Here is a 12,078-nt window from a genome sequence, read left to right as displayed (position 1 = left end):
CTCGGGTGTGGCGGCACGCTCTTGTGCCGTGTTAACGTGATCGCTCTCCAGTCAAGAGTCTTCCGCTCGGAGGCCCTCGTCGCCCCCGGTCGTCTCCTCGACGCTCGGCGGTGTCACGTCGCGGTCGTCACGGAACAGCTCCTCGCGCTCGAACGGCTCCGACTCCCCTTCGACTGCCACCACGTCCAGGGCGGTCACCTCGGCGTCGACCCCGAGCTCGCCGGCCAGACTCGGCTCCGTCCGGCCGTCGTCGCCGGAGACGAGCTCTTTCACGTACAGCCCGCCCTCGCCGTGGATTTCGACGGTGCCCCGCGTCGGGTCCGCGTCGTCCAGGCTCGTCGTCACGTCGTAGGCCGTCCGTTCGCGGGTGCGCGACGCCCGGCGGTGGTCCACCCGGTTGGGGGTGTACTGCTCGACGGTCGTCTCCGAGAGCGTCTCGGCGGCCTCGGACAACGCGGCCGCCGTGACGGGTTCGCCGAACGTCACCTCGGCACGGTAGCGCTTGCTGGCGTCCAACTCCTTGACCCGTTCGACCATCTCGTAGCGACACAGCCGCAGGCCGTCCACCTCGACTGTCCCGTCGGCGAAGGCGTCGATGTCTTCGCCGAGTCGCGCGGCGTCGACCGTCCGGCGGCGGGGCTCTTCCACCTCGATCACGAACGGCCGGCCGGTGCCGAGCATCCGGGCGTCCACGTCCTCGCGGCCGGCGCCGTGGAACGCCGCGTCGACCCCGTCCATCACCTCCTCGACGACCGGCGCCGTGAGCTGTTCGACACTCTCCGGGTAGCGGTAGCCCGTCCCGTCACAGACTGGACACGGCTCTCGGCCGTCGCGGCCGCTGCCGGCACAGTCGGAACACGGCCACTCCGTCTGTGGCACGTCCCGTTCCAGCTTCCGGTAGCGGCCGTAGACGAACGCCGAGTTGACCGTCGCCCCGAGGTCGTCGGCCTCTAGATCCAACAGGAACTGCACGTCCGGCCGTTCGAAGTCCACCTCCGTCTCCGTCTCGGCGCCGACCCGTTTGCCGAGTTCACGATTCAGCTCCTTCCGGAGCGGTTCGCCCGCCTCCGGGTCCATCCCGGCGTCTTCCCGGAGCAGTCGGTCGTTCTCGGCGAGGAGACCGGGCACACGCGTGCCGACCTGGTAGGTGTCGAACTCGAAGTCCGCGACCGCCGCCGCGGCGCGCTCGGTGAACTCCGGGAGTCGAGTGAACACCCCCTCACACACCCAGCAGTCGCCCGGGTCCGGCGGGTCGTAGTCCGTGTCGTCCGCGAGCGCGACCGCGGTGCGGAGCCCGCGGCCACGCTCGTCGTTGCCGAGTCCGAACGAGCGGTCGGCGAAGGGCCGCCCGAGACAGTGGTCACAGATCGGCCCGCCGGACAGCAACGCCCGTGTCCGGGCCAGAGGCTCCTCGCCGTCCGCGTCGGTGTCGTCCGTCACGCCACCCACTCCGCCGGGCGGGGTGAACGGTCTTTCGTTCGTCAGGCCGCGTCGACCACCCCGTCGGGCGGGTCGCAGTCCGGGTCGCGCAACGCCGTCACCGTCGCCGCCGAGACGGCGAACGGCTCCGTCAGGTGGCCCGCGAGCGCCTTCGCGTTCGGCGCACACTCGGGGTCGACACACAGCGTCGCGGTCACCTCTGCCGTCAGGTCGTTCAGCCCCGGCTGGACGCCGTCCAGCGACAGCGACTCCACCGACTCCACCGCCTCGATCCGGCGGAGCCGTGACTCCACGCCGTCCGCGAGACTCTGGCTGCCGTCACGCGACACTGCGACTGTCAGGCTGGCGTCGGCCAGGGTCAGTCTGTGGACCGACATACGCTCCCGGCGCGAGTCGAACGCACCTGTGGGCCGTCACCCCTGGGAGTGGTGTGACGACCGGGCCGGTGGCCGAACGGATTCGGAGAAGGTGTCCGCCTCCGTCCGGGCCGAGGCCCGGTCGTGCCGTCTTCACGCGGCGTCGGAGGCGGACGGTTCGTCGAGACGACCGAACCGGATCCCCCACCCAGCCCCCGTCGGATACACGCCACTGGTGGCGTCCTTCCGGCCGAGGGGATCAGTGGGAATCACGGGTGATCGTCCGACTCTCGTCGTACACTGAGACGAGGGTGCCGATCACTTAACGATTCCCCACGGTCGTCACGCTTTGTCACGCCGCGAGAACACTCCCACACGGACCGCCGGTCACCCTCCGTCCGTGTCGAACCGCTCTGCCGCCGTCGAGAACCCCGCCTCGTCCAACTCCTCGCTCCGACGGGCTTCGCGGGCCGCGACCGCCTCCGCCGCCGGCTCCACGTCGTCGTCCACCCGCGCCCAGCCGTCGTGGACCTTGGCGTGACACCACCGACACAGCGCCACCGTGATCTCGTGGGCCGTCTCCCCGTCGCCGCCGCCGTACGAGAGATGGTGTTCCTCTACCAACGGCCGGCTGTCGTCGTGTGCCATCCGTACCTCCGAGAGCCCACAGCGACGACACTCCCGGCCGTCCGTGGTCGACCGGTAGTGTGGACAGTCCTGCCAGTCGGCCCCGTCGTCCGCGGCGACACAGGCGTACTCCTCGCGGCGGCGCTCGGCCGCGAACGCCCGGTCTTCGCCGGCGTGGTCGAGGGCGTACCGACACCGACCGTCGTTCGTCAGGTGGTCACACCGTCCGGCGTGATCGTACGGGTCGTCCACTCCGACCGGGGTGCCGTCCGGCGTCTCCTCCACTCCGATCACCCCAGGCTGTCGACGACCGTCTCCGCGTCACACACCAGGTTGTACGCCTCCTCGTCGTCGTTCCACAGGACGAGCACGTTCTCGACGGACAACACCGTGCCGTACGGTGCCGTCCGTAGCTCCTCGTTCAACACCGACTCCCGCGTCGACACGGCGTAGTGGTCTACCGTCTGTGACCCGTCGCCGACGCGGTACACCGGGTTGCCGCCGTCCGCGAGGTTCCGCGACAGCTTCACCACGAGACAGTTCACCCGGTTCGTGACGTGTGTCTCCGCCTCCGCCAGCCGGGCGTGGCGGTCCGGACTCGCCCGCACCGGCAGCCGTCGCTCCCCGTCCCGACGCAGCAACGCGTACGCGAACCGCACGCTCCCGTTGCGGAACTGCTCGGCGTCGAAGTCCTCGCGGTCGGGGAACTCGTCCGGCCGTGCCGCCCCGGCGAGCTGTTCCTGCGTCGCCGGCGGCGTCACCGAGGTCCGTTCGTCGAACGACCAGCCGTCGTCCGACGGCGACGCGTCCGGCCACAGCCGGAGTGTGGGCGCGTACACGTCGAACTCGCTGCCGTCGACGACCGACCGCTCCACCGACCGGAGGTTCGTCGCCGTCTCCAGGTCTGCCGGCGCCAACAGGAGACACGTCCCGTCGTCGGTCAGTGTCTCGCAGTACCGCTGTACCGTCGCCGCCGGGGCGTCCAACTCCGACAACACGTTCCCGAACACGAGCAGGTCTACCCCGCCGACCTCGGCGGGGTCAAGCGCCTCCGCCGTCGTCCGGTGGACGGTCGTCCGGAAGTTCCGACCCGTCTCGGCGACGACCGTCTCGAACACGTCCGCGTTCGCCGACGGCTCGACGGCGTGGTAGTCCACGACGGCGTCGTCCGGGAGGTAGTCGTGGATCGCCAGCGCCGGCCCGCCGGTTCCCGCGCCCACGTCCAACACCCGGAGGCGACGGTCCAACAGCCCTCGCCGCGCCAACGGGTCCAGACAGTAGCCCGTCGCCGCGTAGAAGTCCGCGCCGTGGTAGACGGCGTACGCCAGCGCCGCCTCCTCGTCGTACGACACCGCCTGCCCGCGGTAGTAGTTCTCCTTCAGCTCTCGGATCCGTTCCCGCAGCTGGTGGCCGCTGTCGCCGTCGTACCACTCCCGGCCGAACGCCTCGATCAGCGCCGACTCGACCGCCCGGTCGTACTGTTCCGGGAACGCCGTCGGCTCCCACCCTGGCGCCGGCACCGGCTCCTCCGTGACCGGGACGAACGTCCCGTCGTCTCGTTCCCGCAGCCCGAGGTCGAACGCCTCCTCCCGCAGCGCCCGCCGGACGACCGCCGGGTGTGGCTGGTCCGGGAGGTACTCGTACACCTCCTCCGGGTCCACCGGCCGCACGTTCCGCAGGTACCGCGCGTTGTCGCGCAGCGACTCTCGGTCGACGCTCACGACCCCTCACCCCCGTTCCCGTCCGTCTCGTCGGGCACCGTCTCGTCGGGCGCCCCCTCGTCGCCGTCGACCGTCCCACCGTCGAGCGTCGCGTCCCGCGGGGTCACCCCGCCGACGTGGTCGCGCGCCCGCTCGAACACCGACGCGAACGACTCCCCGTCGCCGACGGTCTCGGCGACGGTCGCCGCCGCCTGCGCCACCTCGTCGGCCCCGCCGAACGTCTCCTGTACGTCCTCGTACACCCGCGCGTCACCCTCGGTCACCGTCTCGACCAACTCCGACAGCGACGACGACACCGGGGTGTGGAACCGTTCGTCGACCGACTCCCCCGCGAGGGCGTACGCCAACACCGCCGCGTGCGCCTTCGCCTGCACCGTCTCCATCGCCTCGTCGTGGTCGGCGGCCGTCGTCTCGAACACCTCGTTGCCGGCGGCCCCCAGCCCCGACCGCACGCGCCCCACCGTCTCGCCGGCCTCGCCCGGGACGTACGCCACCCGCCCCGGTGCCCGCGGCGGCGCGAACAACGGGTGGAAGCTGGCGTACTCGGAGACGGCGTGCCGCTCCATCGCCGTCAGCGCCGGCGCCATCGCTCCCGTCACGTCCACGAGTGCCCCCGTCGCGTTCGGCGCGTGGCTCCGCACCGCCCCGCCGACGGCCGGGATCGGCACCGCCAACGCCACCACGTCGAACGCGTCACCCGTCTCTAACGCGACTGCACGGCTGTCGACGGCCGTCTGCTCGCGGGCGGCCGCCTCCGCCGCCCCCGCCGTCCGGTCGGCGAACGCCACACTGTCCAACCGCGGCGCGAGCGTGTCCGCGAGCCAACGCCCCATCTCGCCGGCTCCGACGACCAGCAACTCCATCACCCGATACTCGGGTCCGGACCCGAAAGTAGCTGACGAACGACTGTCTCGACTCCTCGGGTGGCTCCCACTCGGTCGATCAGCCGACGAGAGACGTCGGCCCCGTCGGATCTCGGAGGGATCTAGGCACTAACCGGATCGCTCCGCGATCCGGTGACGAGCGAGCGCTCGTTCGGACTGTCGGCCCTCGCTCGCCTCCTCTGCCGTAGTACAGACCGCAACCGCACCGCGACCGCACGACGAGACTCTGTCGCTCCCGTCGCGCCGTCCGCTCGGTGTCAGCCCGTCGTGTTCGTGGTCGTGTTCGTCGTCGTCGTGTTCGCGGTCGTCGTGTTGCCGCGTGCCACCTCCCGCGTCAGCGTGAAGCTACTGCTGTCTGCCGGCACGTAGATGGTGTTGCCGGTCTGGAGCGCCTCGATGTACCGCAGCTGCAACACCTGCGGGTTGCGTTGGAGGGCTCGACCCTTGATCCGAATCCGCTCGGCTTCCGCCTCCGCCTCGATCTCTGCCTTCTGTTTCTCCTTGCGGGCGATCTCGATCTCCGCCTCCTTCTTCTCGACACGCTTCTCGGCCGCCTGCTTCTCGTTGATCGCGTCGATCACCGACTGCGGGAGGTTGATCGACCTGACCTGGACCGTCTCCAGGATCACGCCGTTCTCCGCGAACTCCGAGGAGATCTTGTCGTCGACACACGACTGGAACGACTCCCGCTCGCTGGAGTACACTGCCAGCCCCTTGTAGTTCGACGCACAGTCCCGGATCGCCGCCCGCGACGTCGGTCGCACGATCTTCTCGACGACCCCCGCCTCGTCGACTGCGACGTTCGTGTACAGACTCCGCACCTGGTCCGACCCGATGTGGTACCGCACCGTCGCGTCGATGTTCAACTCCATCCCCTCCGAGGAGAGCGCGTCGATGGAGTCGTCGCGCGACACCCGTTCGCCGGAGGCGCCCGACCCCTCGCCGGACTTACTCGACATCGTGTACGCGTTCGATCGCACGTCGTACCGGTGGATCGCGTCGATCACCGGCGCCTTGAAGTGGAGTCCCTCGTCCACGCTCCCGATCACCGCGCCGTTGCGGGTGACGACCCCGCGTTCCCCCTGGTCGACCGTGTACACCGCTCCGCCGGCGACGACGACGCCGACGATCATCAACACCGCGACACCTACCACGCGTCCAACCGGAAGGCTGGTCTCGGGCAGGTCGTTGCCTGACATGCACACTGGATACGCTCGGCCGTGTATAAACTACCCACCACTGTCTCGCCCAGGGAGACGCAGACGGGCAGTGGGCTCGCCCGAGTCACGCCGCGCCGTCTCCACTCACCTCGTCGTCCACGCTCGTCTCACCGTCTGTGTTCGCCTCGTCGTCCACGTTCGTCTCACCGTCTGCGTTCGCCTCGTCGTCCACGTTCGTCTCACCGTCTGCGTTCGCCCCGCCGTCCGTGTCTGTTCCGTCGTCACCCAACGGTCGCGCGACCATCTCCCCCCAGTGGTCGAACCCGTGTCTGTCGTAGAACGCCCGCGCCCGGTCGTTCTCGCGGTCGACGTCCAACACCAGCCGGTCGATCGGGAGACTCTGCTCGCGGGCGACCGCCGTTGCCGCCGCGACGAGCTCGTCCGCGAGCCCGCAGCCGCGGAACCGCGGCCGCACGTAGATCTCGTTCAACACCGCGGCGTCCCAGACGAACGCCAACGACTCCGGCAACAGGAACACGTACCCACCCACGACGGGCTCTCCGTCCGCCTCCAGCTCGCCCAACAACACCGTTCGCGGGTTCTCCGCGACACACTCGTCCACCCAGCCCAGCCACCGCGTTCGGTAGCTGTCGGTCAGCTTCTCGTCGTACGCGGCCGCCTTCGCCTCGCCGCCGGCCTCGCCGAGCCCCGTCTCGAACGCCTGCTTCATCTCCCACAGCACCTCGGCGTCCGCCGTCTGGTAGCTCCTGACGTTCACGCCCCCGCCTGCGACCGCCGGACAGTTGACTCCACCGGCACCGAAGCCGGCACCGGCTCCGACTCCCGCGTCACACTCGGACCGCCGAGAGCCGGTCGTCTGCCGCGACGACCACGGTGTCGTCCGCGAGCGTCCAGGTCTCGCTCGCGCCGACGGCCGTCGTCGCCGTCCGCACCTCGCCGTCCGTCGCGTCCCACGACACTACCCCACTCTCGCCCACGACGAGCACCCGCTGCCCGTAGACGAACCCGTCGGCGTTCGCGTCGTCGAACGCCCCGAGTGCGCCGACCCGGCCGCCCGTGGGTCGGTCGGCCCGCCACCGGACGGACCCGTCCGGGGCGTGTGCCCGTACGGTCTCTCGCGTCGCGACGGCGACCGACTCCGAGACGCCCCCCAGCGGGACCCCCGGAGCGTCCCACTCGACCGACGGCGCCGCCGGGTCGACGCCGACGGTCCGGGTGCCGTCGCCCGTCTGGACCGCCGCGGCGACCCGGTCCCCGAGCCTCGCCCGTGGGACGAGTGACTCGCCGGCCGTCTCGACGGTCGTCGCCCCGAGGTACCCGAGGTCGACCCGCGCGAGGAGCGCCGGCGGCTGGGACGACGCCCCCGGGAGACCGTCGCCGAAGACGACCGCGTCGCCCAGCCGGACCCCGAAGTCGGTCGCCACTCGCGGCGACACCGTCCCCCGGCCGGCGAGCGTCTCGGCCGCGGTGTCGACGACGTAGAACCGCCGGTCGCCGACGAGCAACACCCGGTCGCCGGCCTCGGCGACGGGGTCCGTCGACCGCACTCGTTCGGGTGCCGACACCGCCCACACGACCGTGCCGTCGGCCGTCGTCCGACCGCGGAGTCGGACGGTGTCGCCCGGGTCCGTCCGCTCCAGCGTGAGCACGGGGTCGGTCGTCCGCCCGAGGTACACCTCGCCGACCCGGGACTCCCACCGGACGCTCCCGTCCACGCGGTCGTACGCGACCGTCCGGGTCGGGTCACCCCGCCGGACGACGACCGTGTCGTCGGTGACCTCGCTGGGAGCCCTGGAGACGGCGACCGACCACCGCCGCTCGCCGGTCGCCGGGTCGAGCCCGACGATCGGGGCGCCCTCGTCGCGGATCGACCACGCGACGAGCGCGTCACCGGGACGGACGGAGTGGGGGCCCTCGAAGTCGACCCGCCACCGTCGCGTCCCGTCGACCGTCGACAGCGCGACGTGGCGCTCGCGGTCGTCGCGCTCCCGGACGGCGACGACGGCGTCGCCGGCGGGGTACAGTCGGTCGGCGTCGACGGCGGCGGTCCAGGCGACACCCGGCGGCGGCTCCGGCGTCCCGGCCAGCTCCGGGTTGACCGTCTCCCGTCCCCGGTCGGTGTCGCCGTTGAGGACGCCCGCACAGCCACTCAGCGCCGCCAGGCCACAGAGGAGGGCACGTCGTCGCACGCCCGAGGCGTCCACCGGCGTCGGTGTAAATTCTCGTGGTCCGTCAGACGCTACGGGACAGCCGCAGCCGAGCACCGACGACCAGCGTCCCAGTTGCGACGACCAGGAGCTGCCAGCCGCTGCGAACCACCGGGAACAACCGTTCGACGTTCTCCGGCTCGTCGCCTCTCGACGGGTCGACCCCGGTGCTGTAGTGTGTGTTCTGTGTGGTTCGCTTCTGGCCGCCGCCACCCCCACCCCCGTCGCCGGGTGGCTCCGGCGAGAGGTCGACGAACGTCTGGACGAGCCCCCGTCGGTTCGAGACGACGAGCTTCCCGTTGGCGGCGTAGAACTGGTCGTGGACGGGCCACAGTAGGTTCACCCCGTTGGCGGCGTAGTCCAGTCCGATCGCCGCCAGGGTCATCCCGACGAGCCCGGCGCCGACGACGGCCCCGCCGCCGGGACCCAACAGCCTGCCGACGAGTGGTCGCTCGCGGCGGCGATCCAGCCAGGCGGCGACGGCCAACGACGCCGGGAACAACAGCGTGTGGCCCACCGAGCGGTGGGCACCGACGATCACGGGGGTCAAGAACACGTCCAGGTCGGGTACCACCGCCATCGCCAGCGCGACCGCGACCGCACGGCGGTCGAAGTACCGCTCCGGCAGTAGTGCGGCGACGATCAGACCGGCCAGTGCGACGTGGACGACAGTGGAAGGCACGGCCGCCACTCCGACCGGCGGGGAGATAAGTCGTCGGCCGTTACTCCAGTTCGACCGCCAGGTCGGCGAGCGTCGCCACCGCGTCGTCTGCGACAGTGCCGTCCGTGAGCAACAGCCGTTGGCGTGGGCGACCCACGTCCACGGGCACCTTCTCCGTGGTGACGTACCCCTGGTCCTCGAGGTCCGTCTTCGTCCGGGAGAACGTCGCCTTACTGGCCATCCCGATGTCCTCGCCCCACCGGCTCACCTCGTACAGCTGGCCTTCGTGGTAGGCGACCACCAGGAGCGACAACGCGACACCGTCCACCTCGCCGCCGTCCTCGCGGGTCGACAGCACCTCGAGCGCCTCGCCGACGGTGTCTGCCGTCGGCTCGCCGAGTCGATCGGCCAGCGTGTCGAGGATCCGCTCCCGGCCGGGGGTCCGGAGGTCGAACGTCTCGGCCGACTCGAACTGTTCGGAGTACGTCTCGTGAGCGTCCGCCACGAAGGCGCTGTCGTCGGAGCCGAGCGCGCTGGCGCCGCCGACCGTCGAGACGACCGCCGACAGCGTCGTCTCCGTGAGGAACAAGGTGTTCGGCGTGCCCGAGGGGAGCACCCGGAGCTCGACCGTCTCCGCCTCCACCAGGTCGCCCAGTAGCGTCGCAGTCAGGAAGTCATCCCGAACCGCCTTCAGCACGTTCTCGCGAGCGAGCACTCGCAGCGTCGGCATCGCCCCCGACGCGCCGTGTTCTGCAACTGCCTCGATCAGCTGTACGTCCGGGTCGACGAGGAGAACCGGTCCGTCGAAGTCGCCGAGAACCTCGGCGACCAACGACTGCCGGTCGTCAACGTGGTACTGGCTTGACATGTGATCCGAGGAAAACCGGGGAAGCGGTTTAATGTTGACGACTTACGAGCCGAGAATTGAAGAACAAAAGAGTAATTCATACAATCGCTCCGAAACCGACATCACTTCTGGCACCCAGCGAACGACAGTCGCCCGACGAGTTCACCGTCCACGTCCGAGAGATTCGACAGACGGCGGGGGTCTCGCCCGTCGACGACGAGGCCGGTGTCGGTCGCTCTCGTCCCCGCACCTCGTGGTCACTCCTCGTCGAACAGCCCTCGCACGTCGGCGACCTCCGTTCGCCGTCGGCCGACGTGTTCCGACAGTCGTTGGAAGACGATCGCACGGTCGTCCGGGCGGGCGAGGAAGTCGACGAGCAACGGGCGGAGCGTCGTCCCGTCGGCGTCCGCGAACGTCGCGGCGTCGCGGAGCGTCTCCGTGTCCCACTCCGTGTCGGCCGCGACCGCGGCGACGGCTCGGTCCAACGCCGCCGGCGAGAGGTCGGCGTACGCCACGGGCGCGCCGTCCCGTGGGAGCGGCGGCGGGCCGGTCCGTTCGACCACGACCGGATCGCTCGCGAGCCGCCGACAGAACGACCGTGCCGCCCCGAGGTCGACACCGTACGGGTGTTCCAGCCCGGCCAGGTACGTCGGCGCGCTCTCGGCGAGCCCCCGGGCACCCGCCCAGTTGCCCTCCGTCGTGTGGTACAGTGCCGCCGTCAGTTGGATCAGCCCGTGGAGCAGCCGCTCCGTGTCACCGTCGCTGTCGAGCCAGACCGCCTCCCACGGCTCGTGGGCGGCGTGGAACGCCCCGTCGGCGTACAACGCCAACCCGGCCCGCAGCGCGGCCTCGACGTCGTCCGCGTCGTCTGCGCCGTTCGCGCCGTCGGCGCCGTCGGCACCGTCTCCGTGCGTCACGTCCGCCCGTAGACGGCGGACGCCCAAACCCTCACCGACCCAAGCCTCAAATCCGGTGCCGGGACCACACCCCTCGTGTGTGACCGTGCCGCCGCCGCCCCGGTCGGGGTCGTCCTGCTCGTCGCCGTCGCGGTCCTCTTGGCGGTCGCCGTCGGCGGACTGTTGACGACGACCACACTGCCGTCGGACCCGACACGGACACGGCTGGAGCTCCGTGCAGTGGGAACGACAGTCGAACTGACACACGCCGGCGGCGACCCACTGGACGTACGGACGCTCCGCGTCGTCATCACCGTCGACGGCCGTCGACTCGCCCACCAGCCGCCCGTCCCCTTCTTCGCCGCCGACGGCTTCCGCGGCGGGCCGACCGGGCCGTTCAACACCGCCGCCGACCCGACGTGGCGGGTCGGCGAGACGGCGAGTCTGCGGGTGGCCGCCAGTAACCGTCCGACGCCGTCGCCGGGCGACCGGCTCCGCGTGACAGTGTTCAGAGAGTCCCACCGCGTGGCCCGCGCGTCGACTGTGGTTCGGGGGAACCAGTCAGTCGGCGGCGGTGTCGACCGGCTCCGAGTCGGCGGCCGTCGTGGCGGCGCCGTCGTCGGCGGGCGGCACCCGCGCGACGGTGGTGATCGCCCGTGGGCTGCCGGGCTTGGCCTGTTGGACGTGGTGTTCCACGTCGACGAACCCCGCCGCCGCGAACATCTCGTCGGCCTCCTCGGTGTCGTAGAACAGCATGATTGCGTCCGCGAGCCGTTGGAACAGGTCGTTGTGGGGGTAGTCCGGCCCGACGACGAGGACGGTCCCGCCGGGCTTGGTGACCCGCCGGATCTCCCGCAGCGCCGTGACCGGGTTGGGCCAGTACTCGATGGAGCCGGACGACCAGGTCTTGTCGAAGGCGTCGTCGGCGAACGGGAGCCGCTCGGCGTCGCCACGGACGTACTTCACCGGGCCGCGCCGGCCGAACTTGGCGAACGCCCGCTCCATCTGGTGGACGGACTGGTCCAGCGCGTGAATCTCGTCGACGTGCTCCAGAAGCCCCTCCGTGGCGAACCCCGTGCCGGCGCCCACGTCCAGAATCCGGTCGTCCGGCTGGGGGTCGAACCACTCCAACGCCTCCGCCCGCATCTCCGTGTTCCACACGAGTGGGTTGATCGTGTCGTACACCTTCGAGAGGTACTTGTAGAACAGGCGCGCTCGCGCCTTGTCTTCGAGGACTCCCATCGCCGTCGTGTAGTGG

Annotated in this window: 11 protein-coding genes and 1 pseudogene; all 12 read right to left on the bottom strand. The window is 70.8% G+C overall.

Translation table 11 applies throughout. The annotated features are described in order from the left end of the window. Positions 1–51 precede the first annotated feature (51 nt). On the bottom strand, positions 52–1,404 hold the full coding sequence (locus RYH79_RS07415; RefSeq protein WP_370900805.1) for a tRNA pseudouridine(54/55) synthase Pus10: 1,353 nt from the start codon (positions 1,402–1,404) through the stop codon (positions 52–54). A gap of 77 nt (positions 1,405–1,481) precedes the next feature. Next, complete coding sequence (locus RYH79_RS07410; RefSeq protein ID WP_370897720.1) at positions 1,482–1,817, bottom strand: hypothetical protein; 336 nt, start codon at positions 1,815–1,817, stop codon at positions 1,482–1,484. A 366-nt stretch (positions 1,818–2,183) separates the two neighbouring features. Beyond that, on the bottom strand, positions 2,184–2,708 hold the full coding sequence (locus RYH79_RS07405; RefSeq protein WP_370897718.1) for a DUF7097 family protein: 525 nt from the start codon (positions 2,706–2,708) through the stop codon (positions 2,184–2,186). 5 nt (positions 2,709–2,713) lie between these two features. Further along, on the bottom strand, positions 2,714–4,144 hold the full coding sequence (locus RYH79_RS07400) for a DUF8157 domain-containing protein (protein ID WP_370897716.1): 1,431 nt from the start codon (positions 4,142–4,144) through the stop codon (positions 2,714–2,716). Then, positions 4,141–5,007 carry a prephenate dehydrogenase gene (locus tag RYH79_RS07395; RefSeq protein WP_370897715.1) on the bottom strand — a complete coding sequence of 289 codons (867 nt, stop codon included), beginning with the start codon at positions 5,005–5,007 and terminating at the stop codon, positions 4,141–4,143. The genes RYH79_RS07400 and RYH79_RS07395 overlap by 4 nt, the downstream gene beginning before the upstream one ends. A 278-nt stretch (positions 5,008–5,285) precedes the next feature. After that, positions 5,286–6,227: a prohibitin family protein gene (locus RYH79_RS07390; RefSeq protein WP_370897713.1), complete on the bottom strand. Its 942-nt coding sequence runs from the start codon at positions 6,225–6,227 to the stop codon at positions 5,286–5,288. 247 nt (positions 6,228–6,474) lie between these two features. After that, a pseudogene (locus RYH79_RS07385) lies at positions 6,475–6,918 on the bottom strand (GNAT family N-acetyltransferase); the annotation flags it as partial. A gap of 118 nt (positions 6,919–7,036) precedes the next feature. Continuing rightward, entirely contained in the window at positions 7,037–8,398 is a 1,362-nt protein-coding gene (locus RYH79_RS07380) for an outer membrane protein assembly factor BamB family protein (RefSeq protein WP_370897711.1), read from the bottom strand. Positions 8,399–8,441: 43 nt separating this feature from the next. Then, entirely contained in the window at positions 8,442–9,098 is a 657-nt protein-coding gene (locus tag RYH79_RS07375) for a metal-dependent hydrolase (protein ID WP_370897709.1), read from the bottom strand. Positions 9,099–9,138: 40 nt separating this feature from the next. Beyond that, entirely contained in the window at positions 9,139–9,945 is an 807-nt protein-coding gene (locus RYH79_RS07370) for a transcriptional regulator TbsP domain-containing protein (RefSeq protein ID WP_370897707.1), read from the bottom strand. Positions 9,946–10,181: 236 nt separating this feature from the next. Continuing rightward, a complete protein-coding gene (locus RYH79_RS07365) occupies positions 10,182–11,159 on the bottom strand; it encodes a DUF309 domain-containing protein (RefSeq protein ID WP_489753350.1) in 978 nt (325 codons plus the stop codon). Between the two features lie 222 nt (positions 11,160–11,381). Beyond that, on the bottom strand, positions 11,382–12,062 hold the full coding sequence (locus RYH79_RS07355) for a methyltransferase domain-containing protein (RefSeq protein WP_370897705.1): 681 nt from the start codon (positions 12,060–12,062) through the stop codon (positions 11,382–11,384). Positions 12,063–12,078: the final 16 nt, after the last annotated feature.

Origin of the sequence: Halobaculum sp. MBLA0143 (genome assembly GCF_041361465.1) — an archaeon.
In the GTDB taxonomy this organism is placed as follows: Archaea; Halobacteriota; Halobacteria; order Halobacteriales; family Haloferacaceae; genus JAHENP01.
This window is presented reverse-complemented; position numbering and strand designations above follow the sequence as displayed.